Origin of the sequence: Burkholderia humptydooensis (genome assembly GCF_001513745.1) — a bacterium.
GTDB lineage: Bacteria > Pseudomonadota > Gammaproteobacteria > Burkholderiales > Burkholderiaceae > Burkholderia > Burkholderia humptydooensis.
On sequence record NZ_CP013382.1, the window covers coordinates 417,637 to 434,943 of the forward strand.

The following is a 17,307-nucleotide window of genomic DNA, read 5'->3' on the forward strand; positions in this document are numbered from 1 at the left end:
AGTTTCTCCTATGTCGTCTCGCCTTTTTCTCGCGCGTGTCGTCAGGCACGCTTCGCGCGTTGCGGCCGCCGCATTCGCGAGCGCCGCGCTCGCCGCGCCGCTCGCGCATGCCGATTCCGGGCCGCTGAAGGTCGGCATCGCGACGAGCCCGCAGATCGACGCGCTGAAGGTGGCCGCGAAGGAGGCGAAGGCGCAGGGCCTCGACGTGAAGATCATCGAGTTCACCGACTGGAACACGCCGAACGCGGCCCTCGCGAACAAGGACATCGACGTCAATTATTTTCAGCACATCCCGTTCCTCGAGAACGCGAAGAAGCAGGGACACTATGATTTCGTCGCGATCGCGCCGGGCACGATCATGAAGATCGGCCTCTATTCGAAGAAGGTCAAAAGCTTCGATCAACTGAAGGACGGCGCGACGGTCGCGATCGCGAACGATCCCGTCAACGGCGGGCGCGGTCTGTTGCTGCTGCAGCGCGCGGGCTTGATCAAGCTGAAGCCGGGCGCCGATTACCGCGCGACGACGCGCGACATCGTGTCGAATCCAAAGCATCTGAAGATCCTGCCGCTCGAGGCATCGCAACTCGCGCGCTCGCTCGACGACGTCGATCTCGCGCAAGGCTATCCGAGCTTCATCAAGCTCGCCGGCACGGCCGACCCGAACGGCGCGCTGCTGTTCGACGGGCTCGAGAACAAGCTGTTCGCACTGCAATGGGTCGTGAGGCCGGAGCGCGTGAACGATCCGCGCATCCGCCGGTTCATTGCGATCTATCAGCATTCGCCGGCGGTCAGGAAAGCGCTCGACAACGCGTTCGGCTCGCTGTACGCGGTCGCCTGGTGAGGCAGGAGGCGCGCGCGATGGCGAAGAAAAAGATCCTGCTGAACGCGTTCAACATGAATTGCGTCGGCCATATCAATCATGGCTTGTGGACGCATCCGCGCGACCGCTCCGCGCAGTACACCGATCTCGACTACTGGGCCGATCTCGCGCGCACGCTCGAGCGCGGCAAGTTCGACGGGATCTTTCTCGCCGACATCGTCGGCGTCTACGACGTGTACGGCGGCGGCCCCGATGTCGCGCTGCGCGAATCGGTGCAGGTGCCCGTCAACGATCCGCTGCTGCTTGTGCCGGCGATGGCGCAGGTGACGCGGCATCTCGGCTTCGGCGTGACCGCGAACCTCACGTACGAGCCGCCGTATCTGTTCGCGCGACGGATGTCGACGCTCGATCACCTGACGAAAGGCCGCGTCGGCTGGAACATCGTGACCGGCTACCTCGACAGCGCCGCGCGCGGCATGGGCCTCGCGAAGCAGATCGAGCACGACGACCGCTACGCGCGCGCGGACGACTACATGGACGTCGTCTACAAGCTGTGGGAACGGAGCTGGGACGACGACGCGGTGATCCGCGACCGCGATGCGCGCGTGTTCGCGCGGCCCGACAAGGTGCGCCGCGTGCGCCACGACGGCCCGTATTACTCGATCGACGCGATTCATCTGAGCGAGCCTTCGCCGCAGCGCACGCCGGTGCTGTATCAGGCCGGATCGTCGGCGCGCGGCGTCGAGTTCGCCGCGAAGCACGCCGAATGCGTGTTCGTGAATGGCCAGAGCAAGGCCGCCGCGCGCCTGGCGGTGGCCGACGTTCGCGCGGCCGCCGCGCGGATCGGCCGCGATCCGGCGTCGATCAGGATCTTCGCGGGCATCACGGTCGTCACGGACGAGAACGAGCGGGCGGCGCGCGAGAAGTTCGACGAATACCGGCGCCATGCGAACCCGGAAGCGGGGCTCGCGCACTTCGCGAGCTCGACCGGCATCGATTTCTCGCGCTTCGGCCTCGACGAGCCGATCGCGCACGTGAAGACCGATTCGATCCAGTCGGCCGTCGACGCGATCTCGAAGAAGAGCACGTCGGGCGCGTGGACCGTGCGGCGCGTTCTCGACCAGATGTCGATCGGCGGCCGCTATCACCCGGTCGTCGGCTCGCCGTCGCAAGTCGCGGACGAGCTCGCCGCGTGGGTCGACGAAACGGGCGTCGACGGCTTCAACGTGACGCGCACGGTGATGCCCGAATCGTTCGTCGATTTCGTCGACCGGATCGTGCCGGAGTTGCAGAACCGCGGCCTCTACAAGGAGGACTACGATTGCGCGCCGACGCTGCGCGCGAAGCTGTTCGGCGCAGACGGGCGGCTGCCCGGCTGGCATGCGGGCGCTCGGCACCGGTTCGACGGTGCGAGCGAAACCGGGAAAGTGTGACGAAGCGACGAGGCGACGCGATGGCGCAGCTACTCGATTCCCCCAGTTTCATCGAACGCTCGGCCACCGCGCCGCGCGAGACCGCGCCCGCTGCGCGCGACGCGGCGGCCGCCGCTTCGGCGATGGGCGCGGCGGTGTCGTTCGAGCTGGCGAGCAAGGTGTTCGACGGTCCGCGCGGCCCGTCGGCCGCGCTGCGCGAAGTGACGCTCGACATCGCGCGCGGCGGCGTGTTCGGCGTGATCGGCCGCAGCGGCGCGGGCAAGTCGACGCTGTTGCGGCTCGTCAACGGGCTCGAGCGGCCGACGTCGGGCGCGGTGCGCGTGAACGGCGTCGACGTCGGCGCGCTCGACGAGCGCGGGCTCGTCGCGCTGCGGCGCCGGATCGGCATGGTGTTCCAGCATTTCAACCTGCTGTCCGCGAAGACCGTCGCCGACAACATCGCGCTGCCGCTGAAGATCGCCGGCGTGCCGAAGGCCGAGCGTGCGCGCAAGGTCGACGCGCTGCTCGATCTCGTCGGCCTGGCCGCGAAACGCGACGCGTATCCGGCGAGCCTGTCGGGCGGGCAGAAGCAGCGCGTCGGCATCGCGCGCGCGCTCGTCCACGATCCGGATCTGCTGTTGTGCGACGAAGCGACATCCGCGCTCGATCCGCAGACGTCGCAGTCGATCCTCGCGTTGCTCGCCGACATCAATCGGCGGCTCGGGCTCACGATCGTGCTGATCACGCACGAGATGGAAGTGATCCGCGCGGTGTGCGATACGGTGGCCGTCGTCGAGCATGGCGAGGTGGTCGAGACGGGGCCGGTATGGCGCGTGTTCGGCGATCCGAGGCATGGCGCGACGCGCGCGCTGTTGCGCACGCTCGTCCATGATCTGCCGGTCGATCTCGCGACGCGCGTGCGGCCGCTCGACGGCGCCGCCCCGCTGCCGTGCGGCGCGCGACTGCTGCTCGCCGTCCGCTACACGGGCGCGGACGGCGGCGAGCCGGATCTCGGCGCACTGACGAGCGCGCTTGCGCGCAACGTCGGCGATGCGGTGCATTTCGTGCACGGCGGGCTCGACAGGATCCAGGGGCGCGTGCAGGGGCGGCTCGTGATTGCCGCGTCGCTCGCCGCGCGCGGCGCGGCCGGCCCGGACAGGATCGCGGCTGCGCTCGCCGCCGCTCGCCGGCATGCGAATCATGTGGAGGTGCTCGGCTATGTCTGAACTGTGGTTTCCCGAACTCGCGGACGCGATCCGCGACACGCTGTGGATGGTCGGCGCGTCGGCGCTCGTTGCCGCGCTCGTCGGCGTGCCGCTCGCGCTCGTGCTCGTCACGACCGCGCCGGGCGGCATCTACGAGCGGCGCGGCGTGAACGCGGCGCTCGGCGCGATCGTCAATGCGTTCCGCTCGACGCCGTTCATCATCCTGCTTGTTGCGCTGCTGCCGTTCACGCGCTTCGTGATCGGCACGACGATCGGCGTGTGGGCCGCGATCGTGCCGCTGTCGATCGCGGCGATTCCGTTCTTCGCGCGCATTGCCGAGGTGAGCCTGCGCGAGGTCGACAAGGGGCTCGTCGAGGCCGCGCAGGCGATGGGCGCCAAGCGGCGTCACATCGTCCGCCACGTGCTGTTGCCGGAGGCGCTGCCGGGGATCGTCGGCGGCTTCACGATCACGGTCGTCGCGCTGATCGGCTCGACAGCGATGGCGGGCGCGGTCGGCGCGGGCGGGCTCGGCGATCTCGCGATACGCTACGGCTACCAGCGTTTCGATTCGACGGTGATGGCGACGGTGATCGTGATCCTGATCGCGCTCGTCACCGTCGTGCAGTTCACCGGCGACCGCGTCGTGCGGCGGCTCGCGAAGCGCGCGTGAGCGCGGCCTGCGCATGCGCCGCATGCGCCGAGACGCCGCCACCGCGTCGACATGCAGGTATCCGAACGAACCGCCTTTCGTAAGAAATGCGGGAAATCCTTGCCGACGGCCGCCGCGACACTGTCCGGACACATATCTGTACATTGATTACAGGTGCCCGGCGCTAGTATTCGACGCACACCACACCGCTAATCGGGCGATCGACCACAAACGGCGGTGCGGCGCGTGCGCACGCGTGACATCGCGGGCCGCCGACGCATCGACCGACATGCCCGCCACCTGGGAAGCTTCCGTATGAACGATCCACGAGTCCTGGTTGAAATGACGGTCGAAGCCGACCGGACGCCGCGCACGCTCGCCGAGCTGATCGCGGCGCTGCGCGCGAGCGCGGCGGAACGCGATCGCGCGGGCGGCCATGCGTCGCGCGAGAAGCGGTGGATCGCCGACGCCGGCTTGCTGACGCTCGCGGTGCCGCGCGAATTCGGCGGCCAGGAAGCGGGCTGGCCCGTGATCTACCACACGATCCGCGCGCTCGCGCGCGTCGACAGCGCGCTCGCGCATCTGCTCGGCTTTCAGTGCCTGCAGATCGTCAGCGTCGACGTGTGGGGCAGCGCCGCGCAGCGCGAGCGCTATCTGCGCGGCACGGTCGAGCATGACTGGTGGTGGGGCAACGCGGTGAATCCGCTCGACGCGCGGCTCGTCGCGCGCGCGACGGGCGACGGCGGCTACCGGCTCGACGGCGTCAAGGGTTTCTGCTCGGGCACGCGCGGCTCGCAGCGGATGACGGTGTCCGCGCACGATCCGGACACGGGCAAGCCGGTGTTCGCCGTCGTGCCGACGCAGCGCGAAGGGATCACGGTGCGCGACGACTGGGACCCGATCGGCCAGCGGCAGACCGACAGCGGCAGCGTGGCGTTCGACGGCGTGCGCGTCGAGCCCGACGAGGTGCTGCATCGGTCGGAAGCGCCGCCGACGCCGCGCGCGACGCTGCGCACGCTCGTGTCGCAGCTCGTGTTGACGAATCTGTTCGTCGGCATCGCGGAGGGCGCGCTCGCCGAGGCGCGCGACTACGTGCAGCGCGCGGGGCGGCCGTGGGTGCACTCGGGCGTGGAGCGCGCGGCGGACGATCCGTACACGCTGCAGCGCTTCGGCGACATGCGCGTGCAGACGGTGAGCGCCGAGGCGCTCGCGGATCTCGCGGCGCGGGCGTTGCAGCGCGCATGGGCGGAGCAGGACGCGTTGACGGCCGATGCGCGCGCGGAAGTCGCGCTCGCGATCTCGGAGGCGAAGATCGTCGCGCAGCGCGCGGCGCTCGACGTCAGCGAGGCGCTGTTCGACGCGTGCGGCGCGCGCGCGACGGCCGCGCCGCTCGCGCTCGACCGCTTCTGGCGCAACGCGCGCACGCACACGCTGCACGATCCGCTCGACTACCGGCTGCGCGACGTCGGCCGCTATGCGCTGACGGGCACGCTGCCCGACGCGTCGCTCTATACGTGACGCGGCCGCGCGCGTCGCCGGTTCGCGGCGCGCGCGGCCGTCCGCTTCGTTTTCGTTTTCGATGCCGTCTTTCGCGCCGTCATTCGATCGGCCGCCGCGCGAAGCGCGCGGCGAACGCCTCGAACGCGGCGATGTCGGCGCGCGGCGTGCCGATCGCCGCATCGCTCGGGCCGATGTCGTCCATCAGCACCGGCTGGCAGTCGATCAGGTGCCGCGCGTTCGGAAACTTGGACATCCTCGGCAGCCGGTAGCGCAGCCGGAACAGGCGCGGCAGCACGCCGCGCGGCTTGCGCAGATCGTCGACCTGCTGCACCGACGCGTCGAACCAGAAGCGCGACCACGCGGCCTGCTTGCGCTCGCCGCGCGGCGCGGCGATGAATTCCGTCAGCACGAGCAGGATGTACGGGATGTCGCGTTGCGCGAGCGTCGGCCACGCCCACAGCTTCAGCACGTCCGCGAGCTCGATCGCGCGCATGAAGCGCGCGATCCCGAACGCGGCCGCCGTCTGCCGGATCGTGTGCAGGTGCCGCTGCCAGTGCTGGAAGAAGGTTGCGCGGGCTCGCCGGCCGTGCTCGTCGAGCGGCGGGCCGAGGTGCACGGCGAGCGGGTTCGGCAGCGCGTCGTTGACGAGCGGGCAGCGCGCGAACTCGCCCGCGAGATGGACGAAGCGGCGCGCGTGCGAGCGGTCGCGCAACTGCACGACGTACAGCGCTTCCAGACAGAGCGGACAGCGCGCCCACCCGCGCGGGACGGGGTCCGCGCGACAGAGTTCGTCGACGTGGACCAGTCGATCCTCGACCGGGTGCAGCGCATATTCGAGCATCGGCCGTGCTTTCATGTCGGTGCCGGTCCGGCCCGGACGGCGCGGCGCTCGCGCGCCGGCGCCGCATGCGGGCCGTGAGATCAACGAAGAACGAAGTCAACCAGAAATCAGTATCCCGAATCAGACACGCGATATGTGACACGCCGATGTGCGGTTCGTGGCGATTGGCGGTTTTCGTGCCGACGGGCGGTGCGGCGGCGCGACCGGATGCCGGCGCGAACGGCCGGCGGCCGGCCGAGCGACTAACGCACGACTAACGCATGCCTAACGCGCGACGCCCAGCGATAGGCGCAGCCCGTCCATGATCCGTTGATAGCGCGCCCTCACTTCGTCGCGCGACGCGACGTTCGCGTTCGTGAAGCGCCCGGACCACGCGGGATTCCATCGATACGTGCCGTGGCCGATGCGGTCGCCGTCGGGGCCCGCGATCGTCGACTTGATCCGCGCGTCCCGGCCCGCGCCGGAATGCGTGTCGAACAGCGCGTCGAGATACGACTGGTATGCGCGGTACACGTCGTCGTCGAACAGGTGGCGGTAGACGTGGATCGTCTGGTCGAGCTCGCGCTTCGCGCGGATCACGTCGTCGGGCGAGATGTCCTTCCACGGGCCGACCCACGTGTAGAAGCACAGCAGGCGGTTGAGGAGCGGCGCGATCGTGTCGTAGAGCGCGAGCCGCTTTTCGATCAGCTTCTGGTTCGTCCACTGGACGAGCTCGAGCTGCTTGAGCCGATGGCTGACGAGCCAGCCGAACGCGGCGACGGAAACCGGCGTGAGCACGTCGGCGGCGAGCTTGACGATCTCCAGCGAATTCCAGGGATGCTCCGGCGTCGGCATGCGGGCTCCTTGTCGAAAAGCCCCAATTTAGCATCGCCCGCGGCCGCCGCGGCGCGCCCGCGTGTCATGCCGCCTGCTCGTACAGCGCGCGCACGTAGCGCAGGTGCCGCTCCGCCGCCGCGCGCGCGCGCTCGGGGTCCTTCGCGGCGATCGCCTCGTAGATCTCGGTGTGCTGCTCGAGGAGCGCGCGCTCCATCGCGTCCGCGTGGTTCACGAGCCGGTGCGACTTGTGCATCGATTCCTGCAGCAGCCCGTGGATGCCATGCATCACGTGGATTAGCGCGACGTTGTGCGTCGCATCGGCGATCGCGAGGTGGAAGTTCGCGTCGACTTCGGCGAGCCGGCCCGGCTCGTGCTTCAGCGAATGGCCCGCGAGCGTATCGAACGCGTCCTTGATCTTCGCGAGATCGCCAGGCGTCGCGCGCTCGGCCGCATACGCGGTCGAGATCGTTTCGAGGCCGTGGCGCAGCTCGAGCACGTCGTGGCTCGCCGCGGGGTCCTGCAACAGCAGATCGGCGAGCGGATTGGACACGACGGGCGCCGTGATGTCCGCGACGACGAAGCCGCCCCGCCCGACCGAGCCGATGAAGCCGTCCGCCTCGAGCCGCACGAGCGCCTCGCGCAGCGACGGGCGCGACACGCTCAGTTGCGCGGCGAGCTCGCGCTCGGTCGGCAGCTTCTGGCCGGGCAGCAGCTTGCCCGCCGAGATGAGCGACTTGATCTGGTCGGACACCACGTCGGACAGGCGCACGCGGGTATAGGACTCGACTGGCTGAAACGTCATGCACGGGCCTTCTGGACGGTTGGGTGGCGCGGACGCCGGCTTGCGCGGCCGGCCGTTCGTGCGCGTCGGCCGACCCGCGCCGGGGCGTGCCGGGCGTGTGACAGGCCGCGCGGAATTATACCCGGCGGGGCGCCGGCGACCTTCCGGGCCCATGCCGGCGCGGGTTTCGGCGCAATCGGCGGGTTGCTGATCGGCGTTTTCCCTGATCGCCCCGGCATTGACAGCCGGCCGTCATCTCACTATCTTGGCCAGCATGGTCAGACCAACTTGACCAAAGTATAGGGCATCGAAAGCGGTTCCGCGCGTTTGCGCGCGGGTTCTCTTCGACGCCCGTTCGTCGATGTCATCCGTTCAAGCCAAGCAGCGGCCGCGGCGAGCGGCCGGACCAAACACATGGACTCATCCCCGCAGACCGCCGGCGCTTCCGGCGGCACCCGCGAGACGCCGCGCGTCGGCCTGTTCGTCACGTGCCTCGCGAATCTCTTCCGGCCGAGCGCCGCGCTCGCGGCCGTGCAATTGCTCGAATCAGCCGGCTGCACGGTCGACGCGCCGCGCGCGCAGACCTGCTGCGGCCAGCCGGCGCTGAACAGCGGCGATTTCGGCGACGCGCGCGGCATCGCGCGCCGCACGATCGAAGTATTCGAGCGCTACGACTACGTCGTCGCGCCGTCCGGCTCGTGCATCCGCACGCTGCGCCACGACTATCCGGACCTGTTCGCGAACGATCCCGCATGGAAGCCGCGCGCCGAGCGGCTCGCCGCGCGCGCGCACGAGCTGACGAGCTTTCTCGTCGACGTGCTCGGCTGGGCGGGCCCCGAGCGCGCCGCGGTGCCGGATTGCACGCTCGCCTATCACGACACCTGCTCGGGCCTGCGCGGCCTCGGCATCCAGGCGCAGCCGCGCGCGCTGCTCGCGCGCGTCGAGGGCGTCGCGCTGAAGGAAATGAAGGACGCCGAAGTCTGCTGCGGCTTCGGCGGCACGTTCTGCGTGAAGTATCCGGAGATCTCGACGAAGATCGTGTCCGACAAGACCGCGAATGTCGCCGCGAGCGGCGCGACCGTGCTCGCGGGCGGCGATCTCGGCTGCCTGATGAACATCGGCGGGCGGCTCAAGCGCGAGGGGAGCCCGGTGCGCGTCTATCACGTCGCCGAAGTGCTGGCCGGCATGAACGTCGAGCCGATCTGCGGGGAGGGCGAATGAGCGCGCAACCCTTGGCCGCGCCGGCGACGTTCAAGGCGCGCGCGAGCGCCGCGCTGCACGACGCGCAGCTTCAGGAGGCGCTCGGCATGCTCGGCGAGGGCTGGATCGAGAAGCGGCGGCGCGTCGTGTCGCTTTTGCCCGAATTCGAGATGCTGCGCGAGCGCGCGAAGGCCGTGAAGGACCACGTGCTCGCGAATCTCGATACGTATCTCGAACGCTACGAGGCGGCCGTCACGCGCGCGGGCGGCGTCGTTCACTGGGCGAGCGACGCGGCGCAGGCGCGCGAGATCGTGCTGAAGATCTGCCGCGACGCGAACGCGAAGACGGTCACGCGCGGCAAGTCGATGGTCGGCGAGGAGATCGGCCTGCCCGCCGCGCTCGAGGGCGCGGGGATGGAAGTCGTCGAGACCGATCTCGGCGAATACATCGTGCAGCTCGCGCACGAAGGGCCGAGCCACATCGTGTTCCCGGCGCTGCACAAGACGATCGGTCAGGTTACCGAACTGTTCGCCGGGCACCATTCGCCCGCGCAGTACGACGGGCCGCGCGAGAGCGTCGCGGACGTTGTCGGCGAGGCGCGCCAGGTGTTGCGCGAGAAGTTCTTCGTCGCGGACGTCGGCATCACCGGCGCGAACTTTCTCGTCGCCGAGACGGGCTCGAACGTGATCTGCACGAACGAGGGCAACGGCGATCTGACGTCGACGCTCGCGCGCGTGCACATCGTGACGGCGGGCATCGAGCGCGTCGTGCCGACGCTCGACGACGTCGCGCTGTTCGTGCGCCTGCTCGGGCGCAGCGCGACGGGGCAGGAGATCACGTCGTACACGACGTTCAGCACGGGCCCGAAGCGCGGCGACGATCTCGACGGGCCGCAGGAATACCACGTCGTGCTCGTCGACAACGGCCGCACGCGGATGCTCGCGGGCGAATTTCGCGACATGCTGCGCTGCATCCGCTGCGGCGCGTGCATGAACCATTGCCCGGTGTACGGCGCGGTCGGCGGGCATGCGTATGGCTGGGTCTATCCGGGGCCGATGGGCGCCGTCCTCACACCGCTCTTGCAAGGCATCGAGCACGACACCGATCTGCCGAACGCGTGCACGCTGAACGGGCGTTGCGCGGAGGTCTGCCCGGTGAAGATTCCGCTGCCGACGCTGCTGAAGAAACTGCGCGGGATGCAGTTCGACGCGCGGCTCACCGCGCCCGGCACGCGTTTTCTGCTGCGCGCGTTCGGCGCGGTCGCGCGGCGGCCGGCGCTCTATCACTGGCTCACGCGCGCCGGCGCGCGCGTGCTGCGCGCACTCGGCGGCAAGCGCGGCAGCATCGCGCGCGTGCCGTTCGCATCCGGCTGGACCGATTCGCGCGAATTGCCGAAACCGCCGCCGCGCACGTTCTTCGAGACGTGGGACGCGACGCGCGCGAATCCGCGTCGGGAGGGCGGCCGATGAGCGCGCGCGACGACATTCTCGGCCGTATCCGCGCGGCGCTCGGCAACGAGCGCGCGCAACGCGCCGCGCAGTTTCCCGCGCCGGCGCCGGCGCGAACGGCGGGGGCGGGCGCGTCCGATGCGTCACGCGCGTCGGACGCGCGTGGGGCGCTCGATTCGAACGCGGCGTCTTTTTCCGCATCGGCCGCCGCGCGCGATCCGGCGATCTCGCCCGGCGGCGTTGATCTCGTCGCGCGCTTCGCGGCGAAGGCGCAGCAGGTGTCCGCGGCATGCGCGCACATCGCGACGGCCGCCGATGCGCCGGCCGCCGTCGATGCGTATCTGCGCGACGCGGGGCTCGCCGATGCGCCGCTCGTCGTGGCCGCGGCGCTCGACGCATTGCCGTGGCGCGCGCATTGCGCGCTGCCCGGCGTCGATCTGCGCCGCGATGGGCTCGTCAGCGTCACGCCGTCGTTCGCGGCGATCGCGGAGACGGGCAGCGTCGTGTGCCTGTCGTCGAGCGCGACGCCGACGTCGCTGAACTTCGTCGCCGCGACGCACGTCGTGCTCGTGAATCGCAGCGCGATCGTCGCGACGATGGAGGATGCGTGGGCGCGCGTGCGCGCGACGGTCGCGACGCTGCCGCGCGCGGTCAACGTGATCACGGGGCCGTCGCGCACCGCCGACGTCGAGCAGACCGTGCAGGTCGGCGTGCATGGCCCGAAGCGCGTGCTCGTGCTGATTTGCGACGACGCGTAATGATCTGCGCCGGTCCGCGCCGGATGTGCGCGGCGCGCGGCCGGGTTCGACGCAGCGGTGTGTCGATCGCCGCGCGGCGCAGGCCGAGCGCGGCGAGCCGATTAATGGGCGAAGCCGTGCGTCGTGGGCCCGGCAATTCGCCGGCATCGCCCCTCCCGGCACGGACACGGAACCGCAGTCAGCAGCATGCGGTGCGCGACGACGAACGACGCGCGCCGCACCGAAACCAAAGCGCCGGCACCGACCGGCGCGCCGATACGAACGGCCCGCGAGGCCGTCGCCCATTCAGGTTCATTCACGGAAGGAGACACACGTGCAGGTTTGGAACCAGGTCTATCTGCCGCTCGGCGGCGTCGGCTGGTCGGCGCTCGCCGCCGGCGCGCCGATCATTCTGTTCTTCGTGTCGCTCGCGGTGCTGCGGCTCAAGGGACACGTCGCGGGCGCGCTCACGCTTGCGCTCTCGCTCGTCGTCGCGATCGCCGTCTACGGGATGCCCGCCGAGCGCGCGCTCGCGTCGGCGGCCTACGGCTTCGCGTATGGTCTGTGGCCGATCGCGTGGATCATCGTTACCGCGGTGTTCCTCTACAAGATCGTGGTGAAGAGCGGCCAGTTCGACATCATCCGCAGCTCGATCGTGTCGCTGACCGACGATCAGCGGTTGCAGATGCTGTTGATCGGCTTCTCATTCGGCGCGTTTCTCGAAGGCGCGGCGGGCTTCGGCGCGCCGGTCGCGATCACGTCCGCGCTGCTCGTCGGCCTCGGCTTCAATCCGCTCTACGCGGCGGGCCTGTGCCTGATCGCGGATACCGCGCCCGTCGCGTTCGGCGCGCTCGGGATTCCGGTGATCGTCGCGGGCCAGGTGTCGGGCCTCGATCCGATGGCGGTCGGCGCGATGGCGGGACGCCAGTTGCCGCTCCTGTCGTTCTTCCTGCCGTTCTGGCTCGTGTTCGTGATGGACGGCGTGAAGGGCGTGCGCGAGACGTGGCCCGCCGCGCTCGTCGCGGGCGGCAGCTTCGCGTTTGTGCAATTCTTCACGTCGAACTACATCGGGCCCGAGCTGCCCGACGTGACGTCGGCGCTCGCGAGCCTCGTCGCGCTCGCGTCGTTCCTGAAGGTGTGGCGGCCGTTGCGCGCGCGCGAGGCCGCGCGCGCGGCGGCGGTCGTGCCGGCGGGCGGCGGCGCGCTCGCGCTAGGCGGCATGCCGGGCGGCCTGGGCGGCGCGCGCGCGACGGGCGGCCGGCAGCCTTCGCCGTATTCGTTCGCGCAGATCGCGCGCGCGTGGTCGCCGTTCGTCGTGCTGACCGTGATGGTGACGATCTGGAGCATGAAGCCGTTCAAGGCGCTGTTCGCGAAGGGCGGCGCGCTCGCGTTCACGACGCTGTCATTCCACGTTCCGCATCTCGACAAGCTCACGCAGAAGATGGCGCCCGTCGTCGCGCATCCGACGCCCGTGCCTGCGGTATTCAACTGGGATCTGCTCGCGGCGACGGGCACCGCGATCCTGCTGTCGGCGATCGTATCGATGGCAATCCTGAACGTTCCGGCGCGCACCGGCGTGCGCACGTTCTTCGAGGTGCTGAAGGAGCTGAAGCGCCCGGTGCTGTCGATCGGCCTCGTGCTCGCGTTCGCGTTCGTCGAGAACTATTCGGGAATGTCGACGACGCTTGCGCTGCTGCTCGCGGGCACGGGCGCGGCGTTTCCGTTCTTCTCGCCGCTGCTCGGCTGGATCGGCGTGTTCCTGACGGGCTCGGACACGTCGTCGAACGCGCTGTTCTGCTCGCTGCAGGCGACCACCGCGCAGCAGATCGGCGTGCCGGGCACGCTGCTCGTCGCGGCGAACACGACGGGCGGCGTCGCGGGCAAGATGATCTCGCCGCAGTCGATCGCGGTCGCGTGCGCGGCCGTCGGCCTCGTCGGCCACGAGGCGGACCTGTTCCGCTTCACGCTGCGGCACAGCCTGTTCTTCGCGCTAATCGTCGGCGTGATGACCTGCGTGCAGGCGTACTGGCTGACGGGGATGATCGCGCACTGAATGCGCGGGCGGCGAACGCATCCGCGCGTTCGCCGTCGATCGTGACAGTGAGCGCTGTTTCGTTCACGCCGGCGCATGCGGGCGGCGAGCGGGGCGCGTGCATGCGCCGCGTCTGTTCGCTTGCGCCGTTTCGTACGGACTGCCGTGTAAAGATTTGCTACAACCTTTTGCTTGGAACGACGGACGAGACCTCCTATTCTGGCGGATTTACGAGATACGCCGCGCCCGGCGCGGCGTTCGTCGATTGATCACAGGAGGTCACGCATGACGCGTTCCGTCGATTCCGGCGTCATTTTTCTCGCACGGCTCCTGCTCGCCGTGCTGTTCCTCTGGGACGGCGCGATGAAGCTGATGGGCTACGGCGAGTTCGTCGGCTATCTGAAGGGGCTCGGCGTGCCGTTCGCGCAGGTCGCGGCGCCCGCGGTCGTCGCGCTCGAAACGCTCGGCGGCGTGCTGCTCGTCGTCGGCTACAAGGTGAGGCCGCTCGCGCTCGTGCTGGCGATCTACACGCTCGCGGCCGCGCTGTTCGGACACAATTTCTGGGACGCGACCAATTCGGCCTTGCAGCGCGACATGGCCGTGCATTTCTGGAAGAACGTCGCGATCGCGGGCGGCTTCCTGCTGTTGTACGTGACGGGCGCGGGCGGCGCCAGCATCGACGGCGCGCGGCGGCCGTCGTCGTCTTACGGGTCGCTGCGCTGAGCGATCAGCGGGGCTCGCGCATGGCGGCTTCGCTCGATGCGCCGCCATGCGTCGGCCGCATTCGGCGAGCGCGCGTCGCTCAGCGCGCGTTCGCGTTCGCCGGCTTGCCCGACGCCGCCGGATGCGGCGTGCCGCGCACGGCGGCCGCCATCGCCGCGGCGATCACGAAGAGCGCGGCCGACACGTGCGCCGACGCATGCAATCCCGACACGATTTCCGCCGGCAGCGCGCCGCTCGCGAGCGCGCCGAACGCGGCGACGCCGATCGCGCCGCCCGCCTGCCGCGCGGCGTTGAGCACGGCGGACGCGGTGGCGGCGCGCGCGCGCTCGACCGATGCGAGCACCGCCGTCGTCATCGCGGGCACCGCGAGTCCCATGCCGCCCGGAATCAGCAGGAACGGCACGACGAGCGCCGCGACCGGCGTGTCCGCGCGCACGGCGCTCAGCAGCGCGAACCCGGTCGCGCCGATCAGCGCGCCGACGATCATCGGCCCGCGCGGGCCGTAATGCGCGGTCGCCCAGCCGCTCGCGACGTTCGACAGCAGGAAGCCGCCCGTGAGCGGCAGGAACGCGAGCCCCGCCTCGAGCGGCGTGTCGTGGCGCACACGCTGCAAATACAGGCTCAGCACGAAGATGATTCCGTAGTACGACAGATTCATGCAGACGCCGAACAGCACGGCGACGCTGAACGTGCGCCGCCTGAACAGCGCGAGCGGCATCATCGGATGCGCGCTGCGCGATTCGACGAACACGAACGCGGCGGCGGCCGCGAGCGCGATGGCGACGAGCGCCGGACGCCAGTCGATGACCGCGCCGGTGAAGAGCGTCAGCGCGGCGACGGCGAGGCACTGGCCAGGCAGATCGATGCCGCGCGCGCCGCCATGACCGGATGCGGCCGCTGCGCGCCGTTCGTCCTTGCCGATCCACAGGAACGTCGCGACGAGGCCCGCCGCGCACAGCGGCAGATTGACGAAGAAGATGCTGCGCCAGCCGAACTGCGCGATCAGCGCGCCGCCGAGCACCGGGCCCGCCGCGATCGAGATCGCGCCCGACGCGGTCCACCAGCCGACCGCGCGCGCCCGTAGCCGCGGATCGTGCGCGCACGCGTGGTTGAGCAGCGCGAGCGAATTCGGCAGCATCGCGGCCGCCGCGAATCCTTGCAGCGCGCGCGCCGCGACGAGCGTCGTCGCGTTCGCGGCGACGCCGCAGACGAACGACGCGAGCGCGAACAGCGCGAGCCCGGCCGCGAACAGGCGTCGCGCGCCGAAGCGGTCGCCGAGCGCGCCGGCCGACAGCATCAGGCCGGCGACCGCAAGCGTGTATGCGTCGACGATCCATTGCAGGCCCGCGACGCTCGCATTCAGATCGATGCCGACCCGCGCGAGCGCGACGTTGACGATCGTCGCGTCGAGTTGCGTGATCACGAAGCCCGCGCTCACGGTCGATACGATCCGCACGAGCGCGGCGCGGGAAAGGGCGGGGTGGGGAATGTGCGTGTCCATGCGCGCATCGTAGTGCGGTGCGGGACAGCGACGTTGCGGAGTCTTCTGAAATGTCGAATGCGGGTGCGGGTGCGGGCGGCGTTGCGCCGCCCGCGCGGCCGACGCTATTCGGCGTCCTTCGAAAACAGCATCGCGACCGCGCCGAGCACGCAGATCGCGGCGACATAGTGCGCCGGCGCGAGCGAATTCGATTTCATCAGCAGCGACACGATCACCGGCGTGAGCCCGCCGAATACCGCGTACGCGATGTTGTACGAGAACGAGATGCCCGAGAAGCGCACGACGGCCGGAAAGCTCTTCACCAGCACGGACGGCACCGCGCCGATCGTGCCGACGGCGAAGCCCGCGAGCCCGTAGAGCGGCACGAGGCGCGCCGTGTCGACGGCGATCTGCGTGTACATCGCGTAATAGCACGCGGCGAGCGTGACGCCGCCGATCGACAGCACCGCTTTCCCGCCGAAGCGGTCCGCGAGCGAGCCGGCGGTGATGCAGCCGGCCGTCAGGCAGAGCGTCGCGACGCTGTTCGCGAACAGCGCGGTCGCGGGTGCGATATGGAACTGCTTTTGCAGCAGCGTCGGCGTCATCAGGATCACGACGACGATCGCCGCCGACAGCATCCACGTGATCAGCATCGACACGATCACCGTGCGGCCGTGGTCGCGGATCACCGCTTTCAGCGGGATCTCGGCCGCGAGCGCCTTGCGCGCCTTCATCTCGGCGAACACGGGCGTCTCGTGCAGCCAGCGGCGCAGGTAGACGGAGACGAGGCCGAACCCGCCGCCGAGCAGGAACGGGATGCGCCATCCGAACGCGGCGACCTCGGCCGTCGAGAAACGGCTGTTGACGGCCGTCGCGACGAGCGAGCCGAGCAGGATGCCGATCGTGAGGCCCGCCGTCAGCGTGCCGCACGCATAGCCGATGCGCTGCGGCGGCACGTGCTCGGACACGAACACCCACGCGCCCGGCACTTCGCCGCCCACCGCCGCGCCTTGCAGCACGCGGAACAGCAGCAGCATGACGGGCGCGAGGATGCCGACGCTGTCGTAGGTGGGCAGCAGGCCCATCAGGAGCGTCGGCACCGACATCAGCAGCACGCTCAGCGTGAACATCCGCTTGCGGCCGACGAGGTCGCCGAAGTGCGCCATCACGATGCCGCCGAGCGGCCGCGCGAGATAGCCGGCCGCGAAGATGCCGAACGTCTGCAACTGGCGCAGCCAGTCGGGGATGTCGTGCGGAAAGAACAACTGGCCGAGCGCGGGCGCGAAGAACACGAAGATGATGAAGTCGTAGAACTCCAGCGCGCCGCCCAACGCGGCGAGGCCCAGGGTCTTGTAGTCGCGGCCCGTCAGGGCGCGAGGCGCGGCGTTCGAGGCGGCGCTCAGTTCGGAAGCAGGCATGGTCAGGGCGATCTTGGTTCGAATGGTTGTGTACCGCGCGGAAAACGGAGCCGGGCGGCGGGCCTCGTCGTCGAACAGACGGTGCAACGCGCGGGATGGCGCACGGGACACGGCCCGTGCGGCGGCCGGATGGGAGCCGCGCGGAAGACGAACGTGACGCGATGCCGGCGATTCTACAGGACTGACGAATCGCCGACGGCCGCGCCGGCATCGTGGAAATCGGCAATTGCCGGCGGGCGGAAAAC

General features: G+C 69.9%; 15 protein-coding genes. 10 read left to right on the top strand and 5 right to left on the bottom strand.

The features are described from left to right. Positions 1–10: 10 nt before the first annotated feature. The 5 genes from AQ610_RS21160 to AQ610_RS21180 all read left to right on the top strand — a co-directional run bounded on the left by AQ610_RS21160 (position 11) and on the right by AQ610_RS21180 (position 5,604). Positions 11–841, top strand: a complete 831-nt coding sequence (locus AQ610_RS21160; protein ID WP_006029004.1) for a MetQ/NlpA family ABC transporter substrate-binding protein — start codon at positions 11–13, stop codon at positions 839–841. Positions 842–858: 17 nt separating this feature from the next. Continuing rightward, positions 859–2,253, top strand: a complete 1,395-nt coding sequence (locus AQ610_RS21165) for an LLM class flavin-dependent oxidoreductase (protein WP_009914269.1) — start codon at positions 859–861, stop codon at positions 2,251–2,253. A 20-nt stretch (positions 2,254–2,273) separates the two neighbouring features. Then, positions 2,274–3,458 (top strand): methionine ABC transporter ATP-binding protein, encoded by a 1,185-nt coding sequence (locus AQ610_RS21170; protein WP_009914270.1) that lies wholly within the window; start codon positions 2,274–2,276, stop codon positions 3,456–3,458. Next, positions 3,451–4,107: a methionine ABC transporter permease gene (locus AQ610_RS21175; RefSeq protein ID WP_006029001.1), complete on the top strand. Its 657-nt coding sequence runs from the start codon at positions 3,451–3,453 to the stop codon at positions 4,105–4,107. The genes AQ610_RS21170 and AQ610_RS21175 overlap by 8 nt, the downstream gene beginning before the upstream one ends. Before the next feature lie 321 nt (positions 4,108–4,428). Further along, positions 4,429–5,604 carry an acyl-CoA dehydrogenase family protein gene (locus AQ610_RS21180; RefSeq protein WP_006029000.1) on the top strand — a complete coding sequence of 392 codons (1,176 nt, stop codon included), beginning with the start codon at positions 4,429–4,431 and terminating at the stop codon, positions 5,602–5,604. Between the two features lie 79 nt (positions 5,605–5,683). Here the strand turns inward: AQ610_RS21180 and AQ610_RS21185 are convergent, their stop codons facing one another. The 3 genes from AQ610_RS21185 to AQ610_RS21195 form a co-directional block, all read right to left on the bottom strand. Next, on the bottom strand, positions 5,684–6,511 hold the full coding sequence (locus AQ610_RS21185; protein WP_043283198.1) for a hypothetical protein: 828 nt from the start codon (positions 6,509–6,511) through the stop codon (positions 5,684–5,686). 180 nt (positions 6,512–6,691) lie between these two features. Further along, the gene (locus tag AQ610_RS21190; RefSeq protein WP_006028998.1) at positions 6,692–7,261 is read right to left on the bottom strand and encodes a hypothetical protein; all 570 of its coding nucleotides are present in this window, start codon (positions 7,259–7,261) and stop codon (positions 6,692–6,694) included. Between the two features lie 64 nt (positions 7,262–7,325). Continuing rightward, positions 7,326–8,045, bottom strand: a complete 720-nt coding sequence (locus AQ610_RS21195; RefSeq protein WP_009914283.1) for a FadR/GntR family transcriptional regulator — start codon at positions 8,043–8,045, stop codon at positions 7,326–7,328. A 393-nt stretch (positions 8,046–8,438) separates the two neighbouring features. Between AQ610_RS21195 and AQ610_RS21200 the strand changes: the two genes are divergently transcribed. From AQ610_RS21200 to AQ610_RS21220, 5 genes are all read left to right on the top strand, one after another. Next, positions 8,439–9,245: a (Fe-S)-binding protein gene (locus AQ610_RS21200; protein ID WP_006028996.1), complete on the top strand. Its 807-nt coding sequence runs from the start codon at positions 8,439–8,441 to the stop codon at positions 9,243–9,245. Between the two features lie 11 nt (positions 9,246–9,256). Next, positions 9,257–10,693 (top strand): LutB/LldF family L-lactate oxidation iron-sulfur protein, encoded by a 1,437-nt coding sequence (locus tag AQ610_RS21205; RefSeq protein ID WP_006028995.1) that lies wholly within the window; start codon positions 9,257–9,259, stop codon positions 10,691–10,693. Beyond that, a complete protein-coding gene (locus tag AQ610_RS21210; RefSeq protein WP_043283217.1) occupies positions 10,690–11,430 on the top strand; it encodes a LutC/YkgG family protein in 741 nt (246 codons plus the stop codon). The genes AQ610_RS21205 and AQ610_RS21210 overlap by 4 nt, the downstream gene beginning before the upstream one ends. Positions 11,431–11,743: 313 nt before the next feature. Next, positions 11,744–13,462 carry a lactate permease LctP family transporter gene (locus AQ610_RS21215; protein ID WP_006028993.1) on the top strand — a complete coding sequence of 573 codons (1,719 nt, stop codon included), beginning with the start codon at positions 11,744–11,746 and terminating at the stop codon, positions 13,460–13,462. A 264-nt stretch (positions 13,463–13,726) separates the two neighbouring features. Next, a complete protein-coding gene (locus tag AQ610_RS21220) occupies positions 13,727–14,164 on the top strand; it encodes a DoxX family protein (RefSeq protein WP_006028991.1) in 438 nt (145 codons plus the stop codon). A gap of 79 nt (positions 14,165–14,243) precedes the next feature. On the opposite strand, the gene AQ610_RS21225 is transcribed toward AQ610_RS21220, so the two are convergent. Together AQ610_RS21225 and AQ610_RS21230 are read right to left on the bottom strand one after the other, a co-directional pair. After that, entirely contained in the window at positions 14,244–15,665 is a 1,422-nt protein-coding gene (locus tag AQ610_RS21225) for an MFS transporter (RefSeq protein ID WP_006028990.1), read from the bottom strand. Positions 15,666–15,769: 104 nt separating this feature from the next. Further along, on the bottom strand, positions 15,770–17,062 hold the full coding sequence (locus tag AQ610_RS21230) for an MFS transporter (protein ID WP_006028989.1): 1,293 nt from the start codon (positions 17,060–17,062) through the stop codon (positions 15,770–15,772). Positions 17,063–17,307: the final 245 nt, after the last annotated feature.

What these genes read in the sequence shown, in the direction of transcription:
- AQ610_RS21160 (WP_006029004.1), top strand. Translation starts at nt 11, where the DNA reads ATGTCGTCTCGCCTTTTTCTCGCGCGTGTCGTCAGGCACGCTTCGCGC.
- AQ610_RS21165 (WP_009914269.1), top strand. Translation starts at nt 859, where the DNA reads ATGGCGAAGAAAAAGATCCTGCTGAACGCGTTCAACATGAATTGCGTC.
- AQ610_RS21170 (WP_009914270.1), top strand. Translation starts at nt 2,274, where the DNA reads ATGGCGCAGCTACTCGATTCCCCCAGTTTCATCGAACGCTCGGCCACC.
- AQ610_RS21175 (WP_006029001.1), top strand. Translation starts at nt 3,451, where the DNA reads ATGTCTGAACTGTGGTTTCCCGAACTCGCGGACGCGATCCGCGACACG.
- AQ610_RS21180 (WP_006029000.1), top strand. Translation starts at nt 4,429, where the DNA reads ATGACGGTCGAAGCCGACCGGACGCCGCGCACGCTCGCCGAGCTGATC.
- AQ610_RS21190 (WP_006028998.1), bottom strand. Translation starts at nt 7,261, where the DNA reads ATGCCGACGCCGGAGCATCCCTGGAATTCGCTGGAGATCGTCAAGCTC.
- AQ610_RS21195 (WP_009914283.1), bottom strand. Translation starts at nt 8,045, where the DNA reads ATGACGTTTCAGCCAGTCGAGTCCTATACCCGCGTGCGCCTGTCCGAC.
- AQ610_RS21200 (WP_006028996.1), top strand. Translation starts at nt 8,439, where the DNA reads ATGGACTCATCCCCGCAGACCGCCGGCGCTTCCGGCGGCACCCGCGAG.
- AQ610_RS21210 (WP_043283217.1), top strand. Translation starts at nt 10,690, where the DNA reads ATGAGCGCGCGCGACGACATTCTCGGCCGTATCCGCGCGGCGCTCGGC.
- AQ610_RS21220 (WP_006028991.1), top strand. Translation starts at nt 13,727, where the DNA reads ATGACGCGTTCCGTCGATTCCGGCGTCATTTTTCTCGCACGGCTCCTG.
- AQ610_RS21225 (WP_006028990.1), bottom strand. Translation starts at nt 15,665, where the DNA reads ATGGACACGCACATTCCCCACCCCGCCCTTTCCCGCGCCGCGCTCGTG.
- AQ610_RS21230 (WP_006028989.1), bottom strand. Translation starts at nt 17,062, where the DNA reads ATGCCTGCTTCCGAACTGAGCGCCGCCTCGAACGCCGCGCCTCGCGCC.